The sequence below is a fragment of the Microbacterium invictum genome, assembly GCF_014197265.1.
GTDB lineage: Bacteria > Actinomycetota > Actinomycetes > Actinomycetales > Microbacteriaceae > Microbacterium > Microbacterium invictum.
Genome location: NZ_JACIFH010000001.1, coordinates 2,322,589 through 2,344,767 on the forward strand (window position 1 = coordinate 2,322,589; position 22,179 = coordinate 2,344,767).

General features: G+C 71.5%; 17 protein-coding genes. 6 read left to right on the plus strand and 11 right to left on the minus strand.

Annotated elements, in window-relative coordinates; genetic code table 11:
* Window positions 1-41 precede the first annotated feature (41 nt).
* The 4 genes from BKA10_RS10855 to BKA10_RS10870 all read left to right on the plus strand — a co-directional run bounded on the left by BKA10_RS10855 (window position 42) and on the right by BKA10_RS10870 (window position 4,812).
* Window positions 42-1,181 (plus strand): glycosyltransferase, encoded by a 1,140-nt coding sequence (locus BKA10_RS10855; protein ID WP_183499896.1) that lies wholly within the window; start codon window positions 42-44, stop codon window positions 1,179-1,181.
* A 4-nt stretch (window positions 1,182-1,185) separates the two neighbouring features.
* Window positions 1,186-1,443, plus strand: a complete 258-nt coding sequence (locus BKA10_RS10860; RefSeq protein WP_183499897.1) for a glutaredoxin domain-containing protein — start codon at window positions 1,186-1,188, stop codon at window positions 1,441-1,443.
* Between the two features lie 86 nt (window positions 1,444-1,529).
* Complete coding sequence (locus BKA10_RS10865) at window positions 1,530-2,987, plus strand: MFS transporter (protein WP_183499898.1); 1,458 nt, start codon at window positions 1,530-1,532, stop codon at window positions 2,985-2,987.
* A gap of 172 nt (window positions 2,988-3,159) precedes the next feature.
* A complete protein-coding gene (locus tag BKA10_RS10870; protein WP_183501169.1) occupies window positions 3,160-4,812 on the plus strand; it encodes an aldehyde dehydrogenase family protein in 1,653 nt (550 codons plus the stop codon).
* Between the two features lie 121 nt (window positions 4,813-4,933).
* On the opposite strand, the gene BKA10_RS10875 is transcribed toward BKA10_RS10870, so the two are convergent.
* The 3 genes from BKA10_RS10875 to ypfJ form a co-directional block, all read right to left on the minus strand.
* Window positions 4,934-6,490: a DEAD/DEAH box helicase gene (locus BKA10_RS10875; protein WP_183499899.1), complete on the minus strand. Its 1,557-nt coding sequence runs from the start codon at window positions 6,488-6,490 to the stop codon at window positions 4,934-4,936.
* 202 nt (window positions 6,491-6,692) lie between these two features.
* Window positions 6,693-7,667 carry a prolyl aminopeptidase gene (pip, locus tag BKA10_RS10880; RefSeq protein ID WP_183499900.1) on the minus strand — a complete coding sequence of 325 codons (975 nt, stop codon included), beginning with the start codon at window positions 7,665-7,667 and terminating at the stop codon, window positions 6,693-6,695.
* A complete protein-coding gene (gene ypfJ / locus BKA10_RS10885; protein WP_183499901.1) occupies window positions 7,664-8,536 on the minus strand; it encodes a KPN_02809 family neutral zinc metallopeptidase in 873 nt (290 codons plus the stop codon). The genes pip and ypfJ overlap by 4 nt, the downstream gene beginning before the upstream one ends.
* 173 nt (window positions 8,537-8,709) lie before the next feature.
* On the opposite strand from ypfJ, the gene BKA10_RS10890 reads away from it, so the two are divergent.
* Window positions 8,710-10,395, plus strand: a complete 1,686-nt coding sequence (locus tag BKA10_RS10890; protein WP_183499902.1) for a cation:proton antiporter — start codon at window positions 8,710-8,712, stop codon at window positions 10,393-10,395.
* 103 nt (window positions 10,396-10,498) lie between these two features.
* On the plus strand, window positions 10,499-10,948 hold the full coding sequence (locus tag BKA10_RS10895; protein WP_183499903.1) for a recombinase family protein: 450 nt from the start codon (window positions 10,499-10,501) through the stop codon (window positions 10,946-10,948).
* A gap of 427 nt (window positions 10,949-11,375) precedes the next feature.
* Here BKA10_RS10895 and BKA10_RS10900 read toward each other — a convergent pair whose 3' ends face one another.
* From BKA10_RS10900 to BKA10_RS10935, 8 genes are read right to left on the minus strand one after another with little or no spacing between them, the layout of a single operon-like run.
* Window positions 11,376-12,125 (minus strand): hypothetical protein, encoded by a 750-nt coding sequence (locus tag BKA10_RS10900; RefSeq protein WP_183499904.1) that lies wholly within the window; start codon window positions 12,123-12,125, stop codon window positions 11,376-11,378.
* The gene (locus tag BKA10_RS10905; protein ID WP_183499905.1) at window positions 12,122-13,771 is read right to left on the minus strand and encodes a protein kinase domain-containing protein; all 1,650 of its coding nucleotides are present in this window, start codon (window positions 13,769-13,771) and stop codon (window positions 12,122-12,124) included. Before BKA10_RS10905 ends, BKA10_RS10900 begins: the two co-directional genes overlap by 4 nt.
* Window positions 13,768-15,450 carry an FHA domain-containing protein gene (locus tag BKA10_RS16700; RefSeq protein ID WP_241740170.1) on the minus strand — a complete coding sequence of 561 codons (1,683 nt, stop codon included), beginning with the start codon at window positions 15,448-15,450 and terminating at the stop codon, window positions 13,768-13,770. The genes BKA10_RS10905 and BKA10_RS16700 overlap by 4 nt, the downstream gene beginning before the upstream one ends.
* On the minus strand, window positions 15,450-16,277 hold the full coding sequence (locus BKA10_RS10915) for a PP2C family protein-serine/threonine phosphatase (protein ID WP_183499906.1): 828 nt from the start codon (window positions 16,275-16,277) through the stop codon (window positions 15,450-15,452). The genes BKA10_RS16700 and BKA10_RS10915 overlap by 1 nt, the downstream gene beginning before the upstream one ends.
* A complete protein-coding gene (locus BKA10_RS10920) occupies window positions 16,274-17,530 on the minus strand; it encodes an RDD family protein (RefSeq protein ID WP_183499907.1) in 1,257 nt (418 codons plus the stop codon). The genes BKA10_RS10915 and BKA10_RS10920 overlap by 4 nt, the downstream gene beginning before the upstream one ends.
* Window positions 17,527-19,824 (minus strand): transglutaminaseTgpA domain-containing protein, encoded by a 2,298-nt coding sequence (locus BKA10_RS10925; RefSeq protein ID WP_183499908.1) that lies wholly within the window; start codon window positions 19,822-19,824, stop codon window positions 17,527-17,529. The genes BKA10_RS10920 and BKA10_RS10925 overlap by 4 nt, the downstream gene beginning before the upstream one ends.
* A complete protein-coding gene (locus BKA10_RS10930) occupies window positions 19,821-21,197 on the minus strand; it encodes a DUF58 domain-containing protein (RefSeq protein WP_183499909.1) in 1,377 nt (458 codons plus the stop codon). Before BKA10_RS10930 ends, BKA10_RS10925 begins: the two co-directional genes overlap by 4 nt.
* Window positions 21,197-22,168, minus strand: a complete 972-nt coding sequence (locus BKA10_RS10935) for an AAA family ATPase (RefSeq protein WP_183499910.1) — start codon at window positions 22,166-22,168, stop codon at window positions 21,197-21,199. Before BKA10_RS10935 ends, BKA10_RS10930 begins: the two co-directional genes overlap by 1 nt.
* Window positions 22,169-22,179: the final 11 nt, after the last annotated feature.

Here is a 22,179-nt window from a genome sequence, read left to right on the forward strand (position 1 = left end):
CTGAACTGACCCCGGCCCGCCCCCGATTCGCGAGCGCTCATATGGATCTGTCGATCATCGTTCCGACCTTCAACGAAGGTCCGAACGTCGGCGAACTGCTGCGCCGCATCGGCGAGGCGATGGGCGATCGCCGGTTCGAGGTCATCTTCGCCGACGATTCGACCGACGACACCCCCGCGATCATCGCTGCCGCCGCGGCGAAGGCCCCGTATCCGGTGCGGCTGCTGCACCGCGAAGAAGCGACCGCCGGCCTCGGCGGCGCCGTCGTCGAGGGCGTGCACCTGGCCGCCGCGCGGTGGTGCCTGGTCATGGACGGCGACCTGCAGCATCCGCCCGAGGACATCCCCCGACTGCTCGATCGCGCCGCCCAGGGGGACGTCGACGTGGTCGTCGCCTCGCGGTACATCGCCGGGGGCGACTCGAACGGGCTCGCCGACGCGACGCGCAGCACGGTCTCGCGTGCGTCGACGCTGCTGACGAAGTCGATGTTCCCCCGCAAGCTCCACGGCTGCTCCGACCCGATGACCGGGTTCTTCCTGGTCGATCGCGAGGCCGTCGACGTCGACGCGCTGCGCCCGCGCGGCTTCAAGATCCTTCTCGAGATCCTCGCGCGACGCCAGTTGCGCGTCGCCGAGGTCCCGTTCCAGTTCGCGAGCCGCCACGCCGGCGAGTCGAAGGCGTCGATCCGGCAGGGGCTCCGCTTCCTCACGCAGCTGGCCATGCTGCGCTTCGGCCGCATGTCGGCGTTCGCCCTCGTCGGGGGCGCCGGCGCCGTCGTCAACCTCGTGATCATGTGGGGCCTCATCCGCCTCGGCGTGGACTACGTCGTCGCCGCCATCATCGCCAGCGAGCTGACGATCATCGGCAACTTCCTGCTGCTCGAGTTCCTCGTGTTCGCCGACATGCGCGCCGAGTCCGGGCGCATGTGGCACCGATTCCTGAAGTCGTTCGCGTTCAACAACGTCGAGGCGATCATCCGCATCCCGGTCATGTGGGTGCTGGTCGAAAGTGCCCACATCCCGAGCGTGCTCGCCGCGGGGCTGACGCTGATCGCCGCGTTCGTGCTGCGTTTCGTGTTCCACGCGCTGGTCGTCTACGCACCCAAGCGCGTGATCAAGCCCCCGCCGGAGCCCGCCCCCGCGCCCTCACGGCCGACGCTCAATGTGGGTCAGGAAGAATAGGGGGATGACCTCCCCCGACACGATCACCGTCTTCGGCGCCGACTGGTGCCGCGACTGCCGCCGCACGAAGTCCCAGCTCGAAGAGCTGGGCGTCTCGTTCACCTACGTCGATCTCGAGGCCGACCCCGCCGCCGCGGACGTCGCACGCGAGATTTCGGGCCGCACGAATATTCCGGTGGTCGTATACCCCGACTCCTCGCACCACGTCGAGCCGGCGAACATCGACGTCGAGGCGAAGCTGCGCGAGCTGTCCCTCATCTGACCGGGTGCCGGGGTCATGCGACTCCGATGGCCAGTGGATGCCGTGGCCTGCCCACCCGGCATCCACACCCTCACTAGGGTGATGCCATGGCACCCGATGCAGCGTCGCCCTCGGACCTGACCCGCGGCACGATCGCCCGCTATGCGGCCGGCTCGCTCGGCACGGGCGGGTTCGCCACGCTGCCGGGCCTGGTCCTCACCTACTATCTGACCGACAACCTCGGCGTCGCCGCGCTCATGGCCGGTGTGATCGTCGCGGCGGCCAAGATCTGGGACGTCGTGATCGACCCGGTGATCGGTGCGCTGACCGACCGCGACCTGGCCCGGCATGGCAACCGCCGTCGGCTCATGCTGCTCGGGTCGCTGACGATCCCGGTGCTGTTCGCGCTGACGTTCGCGGTGCCGCCGGCGCTGGGGCCGGCGTGGGGCGGGGTCTGGGCGCTCGTCGCGTTCCTGATGACGGCCACGGCGTTCAGCCTGTTCCAGGTGCCGTACATCGCGCTGCCCGCCGAGCTCACCGCGCACTACGATACCCGTACGACGCTGCTGAGCTGGCGGGTCGTGGTGCTCACGTTCGCCATCCTGCTGTTCGGCGCGGGCGGCCCGGTGCTGCGCGGCGTCACCGGCGACCCGGCCACCGGGTACCTGCTGATGGGAATCGTCGCCGGCGTCGTGATCGGCCTGGGCATGCTCGTCGCGACCGGGGTCGCCAGCCGTGCTCGCCGGGTCAGCTCGGCCATGACCGCCGGCGGCACCAGCCACGCCGAGGCGGCTGAGCTGATGCATGACACGGTCACGCGGCCGAACCGGATTCGGGTGGGCAGGGATGCCACGACCCCCGGCGGCGGGATCCGCGACAACTTCCGCTCGGCGTGGGAGACGCTGCGACGCAGCCAGCCCTTCCGGGCACTGCTGTCGACCTTCGTGCTGCAGGCCCTCGCGACGGGCATGATGCTCGCCGGCGCCCAGTACCTGGCGACCTGGGTGCTGCGCTCGGAAGACGCCGTGACGCTCCTGTTCGTCGCGCTCATCGCCCCGGCTCTGCTGGCGGCGCCCGCCTGGGGCGTGGTCGCCCGCCGCGTCGGGAAGGAGCGCGCATTCGCGATGGCCAGCGTGCTGTTCGCGGTCGCCGCCCTGTCCACAGCGGGGGCGCTGTGGGTGCCGGGAGCGTGGATCTACGTGCCGGTGGGCGTCGCGGGCATCGCCTATGCGGGCATGCAGTCGCTGCCGATGGCGATGCTCCCCGATGTGATCAGCCATGACGCCGCCCGGCACGAGCCCGGCCGCGCCGGCGCATTCGGCGGCGTGTGGACCGCGGGTGAGACCACCGGCTTCGCCCTCGGCGCGGCGGTGCTCTCGATCGTGCTGGCCACCACCGGATACGTCGCGTCGACCGGCGAGCAGACGGTGACTCAGCCCGAATCGGCCGTCGCGGGCATCGTGATCAGCTTCAGCGTCGTGCCCGCGGCACTCATCGCGCTGAGCCTGATCGGGCTCGCCCGATACCGGCTGCGGCGCAGCGACATCGAGCCGGATGCCCGGTGACCGGGCGCGGAGGTCGGCCGCCGGTGGCGACGTAGGCTGAGATGTCCGACCCGAAGGAGAGCCCGTGACGACCGACCTGCCCGACGCGCGATCCGCGGTCGCGCCATCGCCCGATGCGGCGTCGCATGCCGCACCGTCGTCTGCTGCGCCGTCTGCCGATGACCGGAGGCGAATGGATGCCGCGATCGCCGACCTCGGCACCGGCAGCCGCACCTGGAGCCTCCTGACGCTCGGCCAGCGCCGAACGGTCATCCGCCGGATCCGGGCTGCGGTCGTCGGACTCGTCGAAGAGTGGGCGGACGTCGCGGCGACCTCGAAGGGACTGGAACCGGGTCACCCGCTGCGCGGCGAGGAGTGGCTGTCGGGGCCCTACGCCGCCCTGGTCGCGCTGGACGCGTATGCGGACACGCTCGGTGCGCTGGCGCGCGGTGCGAGTCCGCTCGACGGCGTCAAGTTCGGCGCGGCTCCGGGTGGTCGTACCGTGGTGCACACCTCGCCGCTGAACGGGACCGATGCTCTGCTGCTGTCGGGGTTCACGACCGAGGTCTGGCTCGAGCCGGGCGTCTCACCGCAGCGGGCGCGCGACAGTGCGGGCCTCGGGCAGCGTACCCCGTCGACCGCCGGTGGGGTCGGGATCGTCCTGGGCGCCGGGAACGTCTCGTCCATCCCATTCCTGGACGTGCTCTACGAGCTGCTGGCGTTCAACCGGACCGTGCTGCTGAAGGTGAATCCGACGCAGGATGCGCTCGTTCCGGTCTTCGAGCGCGCCCTCGCCCCGCTGATCGAGCCGGGTTTCCTGCGCATCGTGACCGGTGGGGGCGATGTGGGCGCATACCTCACCCGGCATCCATCGATCGACCACGTCCACGTCACCGGATCCGAGGCCACCTTCCGGGCGATCGTCCCCGAACTGGCGGTGCCGATCAGCGCGGAACTCGGCGGGGTGTCGCCGATCATCGTCGTGCCCGGCCCGTGGAGCGATGCCGACCTGCGCTACCAGGCCGAGCACATCGTGACGATGCGACTGCAGAACAGCGGCCACAACTGCATCGCCGGTCAGGTGGTGCTTGTGAGCGCCGACTGGCCCCAGCGCGAGGCCTTCCTGCGCGAGCTGCGGGCGGCATACGAGCGGGCACCGCAGCGGCCGATCTGGTATCCGAACAGCGAGAAGAGCATGGCGCGGGCGCGCGAGGCGTACCCGGATGCGACCGTGTGCGCGGGTACGCGTCTGCTGGTGGAACTGGACGAGGGGGCGGATGCCACGGCAGTGGAGTCGACGGAGTACTTCGCCCCGGTGCTCGGCGTGGTGTCGTTGCCGGGTCGCGGGCGCGCCTTCCTCGACGCCGCCGTCGACCATGCGAACGAGAAGCTGCACGGCGCCCTCGGTGCGAACATCCTGATCGAGCCGCGAGTTCATGCCGCACTCGGCATGGACTTCGAGCGCGCGCTGGAGCGGCTGCGCTACGGGACGATCGCGGTCAACGCGTGGACGGCCTTCGGGTTCTTGACGCCCACCGCGACGTGGGGCGCGTTCCCGGGCGGCACCGTGGACGATGCGCCCAGCGGCATCGGCGTCGTGCACAACGCCCTGCTGCTCGACAGGGTCGAGCGGACTATCGTGCGCGGGCCGTTCCGGCCGTTCCCGCGCTCGATCATCTCGCTGCTCGACACCCGTCGGCTGACGCACGGGTCGGTGCTGCCGAAGCCGCCGTGGTTCGTGACCGCACGCACCGGTGCCGCCGTATGCGAGGGCTTCACCCGCTTCCGCGCCGACGGCAACTGGCCGCGCATGGCCGTGACACTGGTGAAGGCCTTCGGCGCCTGAGCGCACGTGCCGTCGTTCCGGCGCCGAGTGCGTATGAGCGACGTCGAGTGCGTGCGTTCCACCGGCGTGAGGCCGATGGGCGCATCACTCGACGCGCGTCATGCGCGATCGGGGCGAGGGGTCAGCGACCGCCGCGGCGGTTGCCGCCGTTCGGGCGGACGACCGAGCCGACCGTGAGCTTGCTTCCGGACTGCGAGGCGCGACGCCCCGCGGTGCGGGCGTTACCCGAACCGGCGGGCCGATCCGACGCATGAGTGCGCTCGGTGTGCGGACGCGCCGGACGATCGGTGCGGGCGCCGCCGGCTGCAGCCGGACGACCCTGGCGCTCCGTGCGCGGCTGACCCTGGCCACCGCGCCCGGACTGACCGCGACCGCCCTGGCCCTCGCGACGCTGTCCGTCACGACCCTGGCCGTCGCGCGCGGCGCGCTTGCGCTGCGCGTTCGCGCCCTGGCTCTTGCCGCCACCGCGCTGCGGCTCGACGCGCGGCACGGGCTTCACGTATTCGGCCACCTCACCCACGAGCTCGGTGACCTCGGCCGACGTCGCCGTCACCGCGATGGGGCTCACGGAGATCGCGGCCTTGCGCAGCAGATCCTTGACATCGCGCTGCTGCTCGGGAAGGACGATCGTGACGACCGAGCCCTCCGCGCCCGCGCGCGCCGTACGGCCCGAGCGGTGCAGGTACGCCTTGTGCTCGGCAGGCGGGTCGACGTGGATGACCAGTTCGACATCGTCCACGTGCACGCCGCGGGCGGCGACGTCGGTGGCGACGAGAACCCGGGCCGTGCCGGCCGAGAACGCGGCGAGGTTGCGGTCGCGCTGCGGCTGCGACAGGTTGCCGTGGAGGTCGACGGAGGGGATACCCTCGTCGGTCAGCTGGCGGGCCAGCTTCTTGGCCTGGTGCTTGGTGCGCATGAACAGGATGCGCCGTCCCGTGCCCGATGCGAGCATCTTCACGAGGTCTTTCTTGGCATCCGTCCCACTGGCGAGGAACACGTGGTGGGTCATCGCGGCCACGGGCGAGTGCGCCTCGTCGACCGAGTGCATCACCGGGTTCTGCAGGAAGCGCTTGACGAGCTTGTCGACCCCGTTGTCCAGCGTCGCGCTGAACAGCAGGCGCTGGCCGCCGGTGGGCGTCTTGTCGAGGATGCGGGTGACCACCGGGAGGAACCCGAGGTCGGCCATGTGGTCGGCCTCGTCGATGACGGTGATCTCGACGGCGTCGAGCTTCGCGTAGCCCTGCTTCATGAGGTCTTCGAGACGGCCGGGGCAGGCCACGACGATGTCGACACCGGAGTTCAGCGCCTGCACTTGGCGGCTCTGATTGACCCCGCCGAAAATGGTGGTGGTCTTGAGGCCGTAGGCCGCGGCGAGCGGCTCGAGAACGGCGTTGATCTGGGTGGCCAGCTCGCGGGTCGGGGCGAGCACGAGGCCCAGGATCCGGCCCGAGCGGCGGGTGCCGCCGGCGAGCTCGCCGCCGAGGCGGGCGACCATGGGGATGGAGAAGGCGAGGGTCTTGCCCGAGCCGGTCTTGCCGCGGCCGAGCACGTCGCGCCCGGCGAGCGTGTCGGGCAGCGTGTCGACCTGGATCGGGAACGCGGAGGTCTTGCCCTCGGCGGCGAGCGCCTCGACGAGAGCGGTGGGCACGCCGAGCGTGCGGAAAGAAGTATCAGTCATCAGGGAGTTTCTGAGCACACGGTGGTGCCCTGTCGGTGGCCCGGGTGCGGAAGTGCACACGGGGTCGCCGTACGAAGAATGTCAGCCGACTTCGTCCCAGAGGACGGCGGCGAGGGAAGCGTTCTACGACGCGAGAAACGCGGGTGAGAGCGTTGCAAGTGCTTTCAGCGTAGCAGTAGCGGGCTGAGTGGATGCCGGGGCGTCAGCGGAAGCGGTCGGTGGCAGCCCGCAGCGCGCGGGCGATGCCGGGCTCCGATGCCGCGTGCGACGCATCGGGGACGACGACGAACTCGGCCTCGGGCCACGCCCGGTGCAGATCCCATGCGGTCATCATCGGCGTGCACACGTCGTGACGCCCCTGCACGATCACGGCCGGGATGTGCCGGATCGCGGCCACGTCCTCGATCAGCTGCCCCTCGCGGAACCAGCCGCCGTTGACGAAGTAATGATTCTCGATGCGGGCGAATGCGACAGCGGCATCCGGAGTCGACATGGATGCCACGAGGTCGGGGTCCGGGTTCAGCGTGAGCGTCGCCGCCTCCCACGTGGTCCAGGCCACGCCGGCGGGCCGGTGCACGGCAGGGTCGGTGTCACTCAGCCGCCGGTGGTACGCATCGATCATGCGCGAGCGCTCGAGCACCGGGATGGGCCCGAGGAACTGCTCCCACAGGTCGGGGTACAGCGCTGCGGCACCGCCCTCGTAGAACCACTCCAGCTCGTGCCGGCGCAGGGTGAAGATGCCGCGCAGCACGATCTCGGTCACCGCGCCGGGGTGACACTGCGCGTACGCGAGCGCCAGCGCGCTGCCCCACGAGCCGCCGAAGACCTGCCAGCGGTCGATGCCGAGGTTGCGGCGCAGCAGTTCCATGTCGGCGACCAGGTGCCAGGTCGTGTTGAACCGCAGGTCGGGGGCCGGTTCGCTGACATGCGGCGTGCTCTTGCCGCAGCCGCGCTGGTCGAACAGCACGATGCGGTAGACCTCGGGGTCGAAGAACCGGCGGTGCCAGTCGCTCGTGCCGCCGCCGGGCCCGCCGTGCAGGAAGACGACCGGCTTGCCGTCCGGGTTGCCGGACTGCTCCCAATACACCCGCTGCCCGTCCCCCGCCAGCAGGAAGCCTGTCTCGTAGGGCTCGATCGGCGGGTACAGGATCTCGTCGAGGTGGGCGGGCGCGGTCACAGGTCTCCTCCCGAGACGCCGAAGGTGTCGCACGCTCCGGCGCCGTACTGGTAGCCGACGGTGAACCAGCGCTGCCGCTGCTCACTCGATCCGTGGGTCCAGCTCTCGGGATTGACCACGCCGGACTGCGACTGGATGTTGTCATCGCCCACCGTCGCCGCCGCGGCCAGCGCGTCCTGCAGCTGCGCCTCGGTCGGCTCCTGCAGGAATGTCACCCCGTTCTCGTCCTCGACGGTCGCGGCGTCGGCCACCCACGCCCCGGCAAAGCAGTCGGCCTGCAGCTCGATCCGCACGCCGTTGCTGTCGGGACCGGTGCCGTTGCTGGGATTGGCGTCCATGACACCGGTGATCTGCTGGATGTGGTGGCCCCATTCATGCGCCAGCACGTACATCTGCGCGAGCGGGCCGGCCTCGGTGCCGAACTGCTGCCGCAGGATCCCGAAGAACGTAGGGTCGATGTAGACGGTCTCCTCGGGTGGGCAGTAGAAGGGCCCTGTCGCGTTGGACGCCGTACCGCACCGGCTCGACGCCTGACCGTCGACCACGATGAGCTGTGGTGCACGGTACCCCTGCACGGTGTCGTCCCAGAACCCGTTGAGCACGAGCTCGGTCGCCGCCATGCGGCAGTCGTCGTTCGCGTTGGCGTCGGCCCCGGTGTCGCACTGCGCGATCTCGGCGCCGCCGTCACCCGCGGTGCCGAGTCCACCGCCGGCCAGCAGCGATCCGGCGTCACCGCCGGTGAACAGCTGCAGCAGGATCACCGCGATGACGCCGAGGCCGCCGACGCCGGCACCGCCGGCGATCAGTCCGCCGCGGCCGCGCCGCTTGGCGGTGTGGCCGCTCACGTCCGCGTTGCTGTTGAACGTCATGCGCTCACCGTACAACGGCATGAGGGTGCGGGCGAGGAGGATGGATGCCGGTGGCGCACACCGCTTCTCCCCGATATGCCGGCACGGCAATAGGCTCTGTCCATGAGTTTGTGCGCGACAGCCGGTGCCGCCGACGCGACAGCTCTGCGGCCGGCAGACGGAACGCCGCGCTGATGGAGCCGCTGACCGCATTCGTGATCGGTGTGATCGTGATCGCCGTCTCCACGGTGCTGGCGCGGCGCCTGGGCATCGCCGCGCCGCTCATCCTCGTCGCGATCGGGCTGCTGGCCTCGCTGTTCCTCCCGCCGATCGAGGTCGATCCCGAGCTGATCCTCGTCGGCATCCTGCCACCCCTGCTGTACTCCGCCGCGGTGCGGATGCCGGCGCTCGAGTTCCGCCGCGACGCACTGCCGATCACGGGCCTCGCGGTGCTGCTCGTGGTGATCAGCGCGCTGCTGCTGGGCGCGCTGTTCTTCGTCGCCGTGCCCGGCCTGGGCTTCCCGCTCGCCGTCGCGATGGGCGCGATCCTGAGCCCGACCGACGCCGTGGCGACCTCGATCGTCAAGAAGCTCGGCGTCTCGCCGCGCGTGGTCACGATGCTCGAGGGCGAGAGCCTGCTCAACGACGCGACGGCACTCGTGCTGCTGCGCAGCGCGGTCGCCGCCGTCGCCGCCGGTTTCTCGTTCTGGGGCACGGTCGGCGCTTTCGCGTGGGGCGTGCTGGCCGCCGTCGTGGTCGGCGTCTTCATCGGACTCATCAACCTGCGGGTGCGCCGCTGGATCACCGACCCGGGCGCGAACACCGCTCTCGGGTTCGTCGTGCCGTTCATCGCCTACTTCCCCACCGAGCACCTCGGCGGCTCGGGCCTGGTCGCCGCCGTCGCGGCCGGCATCACGACGGGGCAGGGCGCGACCCGATGGTTCACCCCCGAACAGCGACTCTCCGACGAGCACAACTGGCGCACCGTCGAACTGCTGCTCGAGGGCGCGGTGTTCCTCATCATGGGCCTCGAGCTGCGCGACCTCGTCACGGCCAACCTCGAGGAGCACAACGGCGTCGGCACCGCTCTGGCCCTGGCGGCCGCGTCGCTCGGCATCGTGCTCGCCGTGCGGGCTGTGTACGTCTCGGTTCTGGTGCTGTGGCAGGGGAGGCGCGCACGAACCCATCAGCGCGAGCGCCTCCACCTGATCTCCGACCGGCTCGACCAGCTCGACGAGGTCGCGCTGCCCGGCCGCGCACGCAGCCGGGTGGCCGGCATGCGCTCCCGCCTCACGCGTGGGTTCAACGACCTGGACTACTACCAGGCGTCCGCGCTCGGCTGGAAGCACGGCACGGTGATCGTCTGGGCCGGCATGCGCGGCGTCGTCACGCTGGCCGCGGCCCAGACGCTGCCGGCATCCACCCCCTCCCGCGAACTCGTCGTGTTCACCGCGTTCCTCGTCGCGCTGCTGAGCCTGCTCGGTCAGGGACTCACGCTGCCTGCACTGATCCGGTGGCTGCGGATTCCGGCATCCATCGACCCGATCGCGGGGCGCGCCGAGCAGGAGCAGCTCGACGACGAACTTCACGCCGCCGCCCTCGAGGCCCTGCGGCCGGGCCTGACCGACGCGCACGGTGTGCCGTTCCCGGCCGAGCTGCTCGAGACGGTCAGCGAGCGACTGGCCCAACCGCCTCGCGAGGATCCGGCGGTGACCACTCGGGCCGTCATCGACCTGCGGATCGCGCTGATCGAGGTGATGCGCAGGCACCTCACCGAGCTGGCGAAGGAGGGTGGGTACTCCTCGGCCACGGTGCGTGTCGTGCTCGCCCAGCTCGATGCGGATCAGCTCAGCCTCGAGGTGCGGCGCGGCGAGGAGTGAGACTGCGGCGCGACGTGTCGGCCGTCGTTGCGGCGCATGCCACAAGATGTGGCGCACAGCGCGCCGGTCGACCTGTGAGAATGGACGCGAGCAAGGAGTGAGCATGAGCAGCGATCAGGTGGATGCCGCGACCCACGCGCCCGGCGACTATGCCGAGAGTCACACGATGCCGCTGCCCGCCGACGTGGCAGAGCTGCCCGAGGGACTGGCCGAGCTGCAGCAGAACCCGGAGTGGTGGGCGGCGCGTCCGGCCGGCGCCCGTCTGGTCGGCCTGGTCGTCTCACGCGACAACATGCCCAGTGTCGCGGTGCAGCGCGAAGCACTCGCGCAGTTCGGGGTGGCGATCGACGGCTTCCGGCATCCCGCACCCGAGACCGGGGAGAGCTGGATCGAGCGCCTCACCCGCCTCTTCGGCCGCCTCGGGCCCGGCGACGTGGTGGTGGTCGCCGACAAGCACGCACTCGGGCGCAACACCGACGAAGAGGTGCGGACGATCGGCGAGCTCCGCCGCCGCGGCGTCATCGTGAAGGTGCTCGGCACCGACCGGCACTGACCGGGCCGCAGTCGAGGCGACGCCCCGGTTCGCGGTAGCCCCTCGGGGCGCGGTTCGCGGTAGCCCCTCGAATCGTGGTCGCTCGTGGCCGCCTCCTCACACGTGACCCAGCAACACGCGACCCCAAAACCGCCCGCAAGCACGCCGTCGGCAGAAACGTGGTCACGTCTGGCCGCCTCCTCACATGTGACCCGGCAACACGCGACCACAAACCGCCCGCAAGCGCGCCGCCGGCAGAAACATGGTCACGTCTGGCCGCCTCCTCACACGTGACCCAGCAACACGCGACCCCAAAACCGCCCGCAAGCGCGCCGTCGGCAGAAACGTGGTCACGTCTGGCCGCCTCATCACGCGTGACCCAGCACCACGCGACCCCAAAACCGCCCGCGAGGCGAGCCAGCCACCCGCCCGCGCCGAGAAGCCCGGACTACTCGACGTTGCCCACGAGTTCGGGGTCGTCGAGCAGTTCGAGATCCTCGCGGGTGACGATCCGCGAGGCGATCGCGTGCTCGACGAGCCGCACGCGGCGGTTGGTGGCCGACGACGACACGCCGCCGCGCAGCCCGGGCACGCCCTGCCGGTCGAGCTTGTCGCACACGTTGTCGAGCTTGCGGTTGAAGCGCGTGAGGGTCCAGCCGAGGCGTTCCGCCGCCTTCGCCGACCCGGGCAGCTCGCTCATACCCGTGCCCTCGCGGCGCAGCAGCGGCTCGGCGAGCGCCAGGATCAGCAGCTTCTGCGAGATCGTGAGCGGCACCGCGCCGATCGTCGACACGCCGTCCTCGTCGACGTGCGTCACGTTCTCGCGGAACGCGGGCTGCTCGATGTGCACCGAGAGTTCGTACGTGGTGGGCCCGGCGCTGAACACCACCGCCATCGCGGCGAACACGATGGGCAGCCGGGCACCCGGCGCCAACTGCGCCTGCACGCGGCCTTCGGTGTCGGTCACGGTGGCCGACAGGCGCGACCCGATGTTGATGAGCCACCACAGCCCGCCGGTCTCCTCGATGCACAGGAAGTGGCGGTGCAGGAACCGGTTGTCGTCGAGGGCGAGGTCGCCTTCGCGGCCGATCGTGAACCGCTCGCCCCGCGTGATGGTGAACAGCTCGCCGGCGAACTCGACGGTGACGCCGTCGGGCCGGGCCGCGGTCGGGGGGACGGTGTCGCCGAGATCTGTCACGATTCCACACACTCTCGTTCCGGTTGGCTGCTCGTGCCACCGGCGCGCACGAGCTCGATCTCGATGCACGTCGTACCAGAGGGATCGACGGGCACTGTCAGCTCGGTCTGATCAGTGCGCTGCGAGTCCCCGGCGCCCTCGAGCGTGTACGTGTGCCACGCGAACCAGTCGCCGTCCTGCGGGTCGGGGTTGGTCCACGTGAACCGCGCCTGGTCGCCCTCGACCTCACCGGCCAGGTCTGCGGGCACCGGCACGACACCCTCCACCGGGTTCTGCGGGTTGACCACGCCGCTCGAGGTCGGGGCGGGCTCGGGCGTTCCGCCCAGCGCGCTGGCCAGCGCCACGCCCCCGACCACGAGGACAGCGGCAGCTCCGACGCCGAGCCCGATCCACAGCCCACGTTTCGAGCGGGGGCCGCGGGCGGATGCCGGTGCTGCCGGCGCCGCGCTCTGCACCGGCGGCGGTGGGGCGACTGTGTCACCGGCGACCGGTGCACCCACGATGGGTGCCCGCCGGACGGTGGCGGAGACGTCCTCGGCGGGGATCGATGCGACCGGCGCCCGCAGCACGGTCGATTCTGCCGCCGGGGTCGTGGCGTATCCGGTCGTGCCATAGCCCGTGGTGCCCGATGACGTCGTCGTGCCGGGGGCGAACGCATCGACCTCGCCGCGGCGTGTCTGACCGGCCGAGGGTGAGGTCGACGGCTCGATGCTGACGATCCCGCGCACGCGGGTGAGTTCGCCGTCTTCGTCGTCGTCCTCGTCGTCGATGGGCGAGTCGTCGAGGATGTCGATCGGCGTGACCGAGTGCGCGAGCTCGATCTGCACGCGCTGCAGAGCGCGGGCGAACGCGACCGCGCTCTCGAATCGGTCGGACGGGCGCTTGGACATCGCGCGCTCGAGCACGAGCTGCAGCGACTCGGGGGCATCGGCGCGCTCCAGGCGCGGCACCGGCTGCGTCTCGATGCGCTGGATCAGGTCCGCGCCGCCGTTGCGGCCGCCCGGCACCTCGAACGGCGACCGGCCGGCCAGGAGGGTGTAGACGGTCGCGCCGAGTGCGTAGACATCCGATCGCACGCCCGACTCGGGCACGTCGGCGAACGACTCGGGCGGCGACCACGGGATCGACATCCCCGCCGAGGAGTCGGCGCTGTCCGCAGTGGTCGCGATTCCGAAGTCGGTCAGCGCGGGCCGGTTGTATTCGGTGACGAGGATGTTCGCGGGCTTGATATCGCGGTGCAGGATGCCGGCACGGTGCGCCGTCTCGACCGCGGCGCCGACCTGGATGCCGACCCGCAGCGCCTCTGCCACCGAGAACGCGGCCGCCCGCGACCGGATCTGCAGGTTGGGGCGCGGGCAATACTCCATCACGAGGTACGGGCGCTGGTCCGCGGAGACGCCGGCCTGATAGATCGTGACGATCGCGGGGTGCGTCGACAGCAGTGCCATCACGTTCGCCTCGGCGGTGAACTGCTCGGCCGAGCCGTCGGTCATCCGCTCGGCGAGCAGCACCTTCACCGCGACGCGACGCCGTGGCAGCTGCTGTTCGTACAGGTACACGTCGGCGAAGCCGCCCGACCCGAGCACCTCGACGTAGGTGAATCCGGGCAGCTGGGGCGGCGGCGCCGGAGGGCGCTTGGCGCTCACGGCAGATCCTCGAAGGCGACGGTCACACCGTCTCCCATGTCGAGGATGTCACCGCTGACCACCAGCGTCGGCTCGCCCGGGTGCAGTCGTACCGGATCGTTCCCGGCGCGCAGCAGCACGGTGCCGTTGGTCGTGTCCAGATCGGTGACCAGCACGTGCTCGCCCTCGGCGCGGATCTCGACGTGGCTGCGCGAGATGTCCTGCTGGGGGCTGTCGACCGCGATCAGGGTCGGCAGTTCATCGCCGGCGACCCGGGTCGACTTCGGCCGGCGCCCGATGACGACCGGGCGTTCGAGTTCGACGACGCGGCCGGTCGACAGCCGGATGCGACCCTGCGACGGGCGTCGTGCCGGGACGTTCTCGGTGGATTCGAACTGCTCACGCTCGGCGTCGCGCAGCCTGCGCATCTCCGAGACGGCGATGGTCGCGCCGTCGTGGTCGCCGAGATCGGGTGCGGGTGGCAGCGGAGGCATCGGCGGTACCGAGATGGATGCCGGTGCCTCAGCGGCAGGGGGTATGGGTGCCGGGGGTGCACCGGCGGGCCGAGCCACTGTCGCGCCGAAGACGATGTCGTCGTCGGCCGGGACCGTGCCGGTGGCCGCGGGCAGCCACGTCTCGCCAGCGGCCTGTGAAGCCTCGGGGGCGTGCTCGGCCTCGGAGGCGGGCCCATCGACGGTCAACTCCGCGGGAACGGCGGAGACGAGGCCCGCGCCGCCGTCGCCCGCGTCGGACTCGTCGTCTTCGTCGTCGGCCGACCAGCGACTGCCCAGGAACGGTGCCACGGCAGGAACCGCCGTCGCACCCGGATCCACAGCACCGGCACCCGCGGCCGCGGTGGCGCCACCGCCGCCGACCGCATCGGCGCCTGCGTCCGCGTCTGCATCTGCGGAGCCGTCGCCGGCATCCGCACCACCCGCGGCCTCCTGGCCGCCGTCGGCATCTGGGCCATCGCTGGAACCGGTGTCGCCAGCGGCGTCCGGGGCGCCACCGGCATCGCGGTCACCGGCATCTGCGCCTGCGGAATCCACCTCACCGGCATCCGCATCCGCGGCATCCGCACCTGCCGTGTTCAGTGCGTCCGCGTCCCTATCATCGGCGCCCGGGCCACCGGCATCCACCGGTCCACCCGCAATGCCGACGTCCGCACCGGGTACCACAGCTCCGGCATCCATCCCGGCACCGGCGGCAGCGCCGCCCCCCGCCCCGACGGGCGAGGCGGGCGGAATCGGGCCGGCGACGAGCACGAGCCCGGCGATGGGTGCGACACCCTCGACCAGCGGGAGCGACTCGGCGTCGTCCACGGCGCCGTCGACCGTGAGCGTGACCCGGTAGGTGCCGGGGATGAGACGCTCCACCCAGGTGGCGACGCCGGCGCCCGAGACGGCCTCGGTGCCGGCCGTTCCCTCGACGATGAGCTCGATCGGTCCGCGCACGGCGACGCGCACGCCGTCATCCTCGACGGTCGCGAGCGCGAACGGCGGAATCGCGGTCAGCGACGTGCCGAATGCGCCGGTGAGGCCTTCGATGAGCGCGGCGATCCCGCCGCTGGCCAGGCGACGCCAGACGGCCTCGGCGGTCTGGGCGGTGGTGGTCGGCGGCAGCACGGCGACGGTCTGCCCCGACACGGCGGCCCGCCATGACTCGGCCTGCACCGCGGGCCGGTATCGCACATCCACCATCAGGCGTTCCCCTTCGCCCCGGACCGCGGCCGGGTGTCTTCGTCGATGTCGGCGCTGCGACCGCCGGCCGGTGCAGTGTCGTAGATGTCGTCGTGCCCGTTGACGGAGAGCGCGTCCACGACGATGGCGGTCACGTTGTCGCGGCCGCCGTGGACGAGGGCCTCGTGCACGAGCCGCGTGGCCGCGGCTTGCGGGTCGTGCTCTTCGGTGAGGATGCCGGCGATCCGCACCGCGTCGAGCTCTCCGGACAGCCCGTCCGAGCACACCAGCATGCGGTCGCCCGGCTCGGCGGGCACCATCCAGTAGTCCGCCTCGCCGTTGCTCCCCGCGCCGATGGCGCGCGTGATCTCGTTGCGCCGGCGATCGGTGGCCGCCGCCGCTCCGTCGAGCGCGCCGGCGTCGACGAGTTCCTGCACGACGGAGTGGTCGACGCTGATCTGCTCGAGCACACCCCGGGCGAACCGGTAGGTGCGCGAATCGCCGACGTTCAGCGTCAGCCAGTAGCCGACACCGCCGACCTCGCTGACGGCCACGCCGCTGAGCGTGGTGCCGGCCGCACGCGCACCGCTGACGATCGCGCCGACCTGCGCGCGGGCGCGCTCGAGCGCGGCGCGCATGTCGTCGATGTCGACGGTGCGGCGCCCGGCGAAGGCCGCGAACTCCCCCACGACCGCGGCACTGGCCCGGTCGCCCGCATCGTGGCCGCCCATGCCGTCCGCGACCAGGAACAGGGGCGCCTGTGCGAGCAGCGCGTCTTCGTTCACCCGTCGCCGCAGCCCCGGGTGGGTCGAGGTTCCGGCGGCGATCTCGATGGGTTCGTCGCTCATCGGCCGACCTCGATCGTGATGCGACGGTCCCCGATCTCGAGAATGTCCCCCGCGTAGACGGTGGCCCGCTCGCCGGGCGTGACCGCCTGGGTCTGCGCGCCGCGACGGATGACGACGCCGTTGGTGGAGTGCCGGTCGACGATCCACACGCTGCCGTCGCCCGGGCCGACCTCGAAGTGCGTCTTCGACAGCGACAGGGTCTCGTCACGGATCGGTGCCACGTGCGCCCCGGTCTCGGGTGTGGGGTTGCGGCCGAACAGCGTGCGGCCGTAGAGCGCGTGGCGCGCACCGTCGTCCCAGACGAGCGTCGCGAACGCGCGGGCACCGGTGGACATGCGCGTCTCGTCGACGGGCACCTCGTCGGGCACCACGGGCCGCGGCTCCGGCTGCGCGGGCGCGCGCGATGAGGTCACGCCGGGGACGAACGCGATCGGACCGTCGGGCTGAGGCTGCGGCGCGCGCGGGGGCGCGACGACGGTGGCGGCGGGCGTCTCGGGCGACGCCGGGTCGACGACCGACAGGCCGGGGGACGCCGGGTTCGCGGTCGCCGCCGGGTACCCTGCCGGCGCGGCCGGATAGGCGCCGAACCCCGAGTCGGCGGCAGCCGAGGGAGGGAGGGATGCCGCGGGAGCGGCCGCCTGGGGCGAGATCACATGTGCGGGGGCGGCGGGCGGCTGCGCGTACGCCACACCGGCCGGTGCAGGTGCCGACGTTCCCGGTGCGCCCTGCATGCCGGGTGCGCCCTGCGTGCCGGGTGCGCCCTGGGGGGCCGGCAGATCGGGCAGCGGCGGCGCGAGGGGCACGGCGGGCGGTGCGTAGGAGCCGGGTACCCCGCGCACGTCGGTCATGACGGCGCCGGAGAGCTGATCGTGCCAGCCGCGATGCCATGCCGTCTGGTCGAACAGCGGCGAGAACATACCGACGATGATGACCGAGCCGCCGGCCCACACCAGGTTGCGGCCGAGCGCCCGGCCGAAGCCGAGGGCGTCGCCATCGATGTGGGCGAGCTCGAGCCCGAGCAGGCGCATGCCGATCGAACCGGCCCCGCCCTGCATGAAGGTGTACACGAAGAACCAGGCGATCAGCGCCAGATAGGCGCCGGCAATGGCCAGCAACGGCGAGAAGCCTCCCTGGGTGGCCAGCGACACGGCCGTCAGCAGGCTCACGACGATACCGCCGAGGATGCCCGCGATCGCGCCGTCGATGACGTACGCCATCACACGGCGGCCGAGCTCGGCCGGACGCCCCGTCATGACGCGCCCCTGCCCGAGCGGCGCAGCGACCGCAGACTCAGCCGGGCTCGCAGCCGCTGCCACACCGTGGTGGTCCCCTTCATCTCACTGACGATATCGTCCACCTCACGCCAGAACGCGGCCACGTCCTCGGGTGAGGGGTCGCCGGGGCCGTATACATCGGCATCCGCCCGCACGGCCAGCTCCGCGACCCGCGGCTGGGTGAAGGTCTCCTGCACGACGGTGGCGCTCTCGGAGCGAGTGGCGCCGGCGACCACGGGCGCCCGCAGGTCGATGGCCGAATCGACCAGTTCGTCCCAGCCGCCGGAGATGCGGTCGGCGGTCCGATCGGCGCGCAGGCGTCGCAGGCGACGGGTGCCCTTGATGAGTCCCATCACGATGAACGGTGCCATCAGCAGGATGACCACGCCCAGACCCATCGCGCTGTACAGCAGGATCGGACCCAGCCAGTCGACACCGGCCTCCTCTTCCTCCTCCTGCTCGCGGTCGTTCGCGATGGCGGGCGGCAGCTCGGCGGGCTCCTGCGCGGGTGGCGGAGGCTGCAGCACCTGTGGCTTCGGGTTCGCGCGCGGCTTCGTCGACTGCTCGTTCGGCTTGTTGTCCTCGTCGGGCGTCGGGTCGAACGGAATCCAGCCGTACCCGTCGAAGGCGACCTCCACCCACGCGTGCACGTTGTCACCCGTGGCGGTGAACACGCTCTCGGGGGTGTCGTCGTCGTTCGGATGCCAGCCCATCACGACACGGGCGGGGATGCCCAGCTGGTTGGCCATGAGAGACATGGCCACGGCGTACTGCTCGTCGTCGCCGATCAGCTGGTCGGCCGCGAACATCGAGATGACGCGCGCCGCGCCGTGCCCGGACGGCGAGAGCACGTCGCCCTCGAGTCCGTGGCTGAAGAACCCGTCGGTGCTCAGCCAGTCCTCCAGCGCCCGCACCCGCTCGATCGGGGTCTCGGCGTCGACGGTCGCCTCCGAGGCGAGCTCGGCGAGGTTCTCGGGGATGCCGGCCTGCTTGGGCATCTTCAGCGGCGCGAACGGCACATCGGCCAGCGCAGCGTCGCTCGGCAGGTTCGGCAGCACCGTGTCGACGGTGTACTGGTCGCCGGCGGTGAGGCCGACCGTGGTGACCGCGGTGCCGGTGGCGTCGTTGTAATGCGCCGCGCGGCGCAGCTCTTCGCCCCGTTCACCGTCGAAGGTGAACTCGCGCACCGCCCCGGCATCCGGAACCCAGACGCCGTCGAGCGACTCGATCGCGAACTGCAGTGTCGTGGTTTCGCCCTCTGCGGCCGGCGACATGTTGGAGCGCACCGGGGTGAACGAACTGGACGACCCCGCCCCGTCGTCGGACACGTTGTAGACGATGCCGTTGTAGGTGTCCATCGTGGCGAGGCGGATGCGGGCGTCCTCGGGCAGGCCGGTGACGGTGAACAGCGTCTCGTCCTCGAAGTCGCGCACCGTCGCGCGGAACGACTGCAGCGGGCTCGGGTACTGGCGGATGTCGAACGGCGGGACGACGAAGTCGCGCAGCACGTACCGCGGCACCGGCGGGCTTGCGACCGCTGCCGTGGTCACGCCCGCGCCGGCGGCGACGGCGAGCAGGATCGCACCGGTGATGACCCGCCGCGAACGGGAGTGGCGGACGGCGCCGGCATCGGCAGTGCCGCTGGCCTCGACCCGGACGGCGGCGCGGTCGCCTGCCCAGGCATGACGCACCGACAGCCACAGCACCGCGACGATGCCGAACAGCACGCCCTGCACGATCGGCGCCGCGGGCTCGGCGACGCCGAGCAGGATCTGCGCGGCCAGCAGAAGGGAGGCCGGCAGCAGCGCCCACGCGGCCGTGCGCACGCGCAGGGCGAGCGATCCGGCCAGCACCGCGGCCACGAGGGTGAGCAGGAAGGGGACCATGAGGTGCCCGTCCGATGCCGCGACCGGCGGCACCGTGGTCAGCAGCTGCTTCCACGAGGTAACCGTGCCGAGGCCGAGCTGAGCCCATGTGTCGAGGGTGGGGATCACGCCGAGCATCGCCGTGTGCGGCAGCGCGAGCGCGCCGCCGAAGAGGAAGTAGGCCGCGACGGTCACGCCGGCGACGGGGAGCACGCCCCAGCGCAGGTATCCGCCGAGCCACGCGATGCCGAGCCCGAGCGCGAGTCCGCCGAACCCGGCGACGAGGTACTGCGGCCCGTCGAACGTGGGACCGAAGCCGATCACCGCGACCGACAGCAGCAGCGCGATCGCCACAAGGTCCAGGACGACGATGCGCAGCGGACGCAGAGTACCGGGCCGGGCGTTCACGACAGGACCTTTCGAACGGCGCCGGGGAGCTGCTCGAGGTCCCCGAGGGTGATGACATCGGCTTCGCCGATGCGGCGCAGCGCCGGGGAGTCGACCCGGGCATCGGCGACGACAGCCAGCACGCGCACACCGTACGGCAGTCGCGAGCAGGCCAGCCGCAGCTCGGCGGTGTCGGTCTTCGATCCGGTCACGAGCACGGCGACAGCCGCCTGCGGCGAGTGCGCCGAGACCGCACCGGCCAGCGACACGATGCCGCCCTCGCGGGGGCGGGAGTGGTCGAGGGCCGACAGCTCGTCGAGGAAGCGGCGGCCGGACTGGGCGCGCAGCGCACCCTTCTGCACCCGCGCGTCGAGGGTGCGCGAGTCGCGGATCGCGCGCAGGCCGATGGAACCCGCCACCGAGATCGCAAGCTCGAACTCCTCGTCGAGGCGGTACTCGTCGGGGTGGGTGGACAGGCCGACGACGAAGTGCGAGCGGCGGGTCTCCTCATACTGACGGACCATGACCTCGCCGACCCGGGCGGTCGACTTCCAGTGCACGTGCCGCAGGTCGTCGCCGGGCTGGTACTCGCGCAGCGCGTGGAACGAGACGTCGTCGCGGGCGAGCTGCTGCGACGGCAGCCCCTCGAGGTCGCGAAGGTGGCCGAGCGAGAGGCCTTCGAGGTTCTTGGTGCGCGGGTGCACGTAGAGGTCGACGGCCTGACGGCGGTCGTGCGTGCGCTCGAACAGTCCGATCGGATCGCCGCGGAGCACGCTGACGGGCCCGACTTCGAGCACTCCGCGCTTGCTGGTCGGGATCGCGAAGAGCTCTTCGTGCGTCTCGTTCGGCGCCAGTCTCGGCACCTGGAACAGGCCGCGGCCGGCGCCCACCGGAAGCACGACCTGCGAGGGCAGGATCGCGCGCGAGGTCGTGTTGCTGAGCGTCAGGGCTCCGACCGCGCGCTCACCGACCACGACATGCGAGCGGGTGAGGTCGAGGTCGACGTCGTAGGTGGTGCGGCCGAACAGGAAGGGCAGGCTCAGCACGACGACCGCGGTGACGACGGCGGCCGCGATCATGGCCTCTTCCCACCCGAGGGTGAGCGCCACGACCCACAGCAGGATCGCCGCACCGATGAGCACCCAGCCGAGCGGTCGGATCACGGCGGCGACGTCGCGGACACCGCGCCAGACCACTCGCGCGATCTCTCCGGCGTCCTCTCGCAGCTTCTCCGCGCGCGACAGCTCCTTCGGCTTCCGCAGCGGCGCGGGCGCCTCCGGCTCGGGCGCCGGGGCGACCGCGTCGAAGACCGGCGCCGCGGACACGTCCGAAGGCGCGGCAGCACTCCGCCGCGCCTTGCGCGACGGTGCCTGCGTCTCCGGTGTGGTGGTCATCAGGCGGTCGCCCGCGCCAGGGGTGCCTCGACGTCGGCCAGTGCACGCTGGATGACCGTCTCGCCGGTGATGCCCGAGAACTCGGCCTCGGGGTCCAGCACGAGGCGATGGGTCCACACGGCGCCGGCCAGCGACTTGACGTCGTCGGGGATGACGTAGTGGCGGCCCTGCGCGGCGGCGAACACGCGTGCCATGCGCATCATCGAGATCGCACCACGCACCGAGACACCGAGCCGGGTGGCGTCGGCGGCACGAGTGGCCTCGACCAGCTGAGCGGCATAGCGGGCCACGGCCGGGTCGACGTGCACGGTCGCGGCGAGGTCGGCCATGTCGGCGACCGCACCGGTCGTGATGACGGGCTTGAGCTGCGCCGACGGGTTGCGGTCGACCACGCCGGCCAGAATGCGTTCGGCGATGGCCAGCGACGGGTAGCCGATGGACGTCTTGATCATGAAGCGGTCGAGCTGCGCTTCGGGCAGCTTGTAAGTGCCCGCCTGTTCGATCGGGTTCTGGGTCGCGATCACCAGGAACGGGCGCCCCACCTCGTGCGCGACGCCGTCGACGGTCACGCGGGATTCCTCCATGACCTCGAGCAGTGCCGACTGCGTCTTGGGCGAGGCGCGGTTGATCTCATCGGCGAGCAGGATCGAGGTGAACACCGGTCCGCGGTGGAACTCGAACTTGTGGTTCGCCTGGTCGTAGATCGTGACGCCGGTGACATCGGACGGCAGCAGGTCGGGCGTGAACTGGATGCGGTTCGACGTGCCCTGCACGCTCGCGGCGAGCGCCTTCGCGAGGCTCGTCTTTCCGGTGCCCGGCGCGTCTTCGAGCAGCACGTGGCCCTCGGCCAGCATCGCCGACAGCACGAGTCCGACGACATCGCGCTTGCCCATCAGCGCGATGTCGACGTTGTCGACCAGCCGCGTGAAGGTATCGCGGAACCAGGCGGCCTGTTCGGGGGTCATGCTCATGTGTCGTGTGT

Excerpts from the sequence above, each read along its gene's own strand:
- BKA10_RS10855 (WP_183499896.1), top strand. The coding sequence starts at position 42 with ATGGATCTGTCGATCATCGTTCCGACCTTCAACGAAGGTCCGAACGTC.
- BKA10_RS10860 (WP_183499897.1), top strand. The coding sequence starts at position 1,186 with ATGACCTCCCCCGACACGATCACCGTCTTCGGCGCCGACTGGTGCCGC.
- BKA10_RS10865 (WP_183499898.1), top strand. The coding sequence starts at position 1,530 with ATGGCACCCGATGCAGCGTCGCCCTCGGACCTGACCCGCGGCACGATC.
- BKA10_RS10870 (WP_183501169.1), top strand. The coding sequence starts at position 3,160 with ATGGATGCCGCGATCGCCGACCTCGGCACCGGCAGCCGCACCTGGAGC.
- BKA10_RS10875 (WP_183499899.1), bottom strand. The coding sequence starts at position 6,490 with ATGACTGATACTTCTTTCCGCACGCTCGGCGTGCCCACCGCTCTCGTC.
- ypfJ (WP_183499901.1), bottom strand. The coding sequence starts at position 8,536 with ATGACGTTCAACAGCAACGCGGACGTGAGCGGCCACACCGCCAAGCGG.
- BKA10_RS10890 (WP_183499902.1), top strand. The coding sequence starts at position 8,710 with ATGGAGCCGCTGACCGCATTCGTGATCGGTGTGATCGTGATCGCCGTC.
- BKA10_RS10895 (WP_183499903.1), top strand. The coding sequence starts at position 10,499 with ATGAGCAGCGATCAGGTGGATGCCGCGACCCACGCGCCCGGCGACTAT.
- BKA10_RS16700 (WP_241740170.1), bottom strand. The coding sequence starts at position 15,450 with ATGGTGGATGTGCGATACCGGCCCGCGGTGCAGGCCGAGTCATGGCGG.
- BKA10_RS10915 (WP_183499906.1), bottom strand. The coding sequence starts at position 16,277 with ATGAGCGACGAACCCATCGAGATCGCCGCCGGAACCTCGACCCACCCG.
- BKA10_RS10920 (WP_183499907.1), bottom strand. The coding sequence starts at position 17,530 with ATGACGGGGCGTCCGGCCGAGCTCGGCCGCCGTGTGATGGCGTACGTC.
- BKA10_RS10930 (WP_183499909.1), bottom strand. The coding sequence starts at position 21,197 with ATGACCACCACACCGGAGACGCAGGCACCGTCGCGCAAGGCGCGGCGG.
- BKA10_RS10935 (WP_183499910.1), bottom strand. The coding sequence starts at position 22,168 with ATGAGCATGACCCCCGAACAGGCCGCCTGGTTCCGCGATACCTTCACG.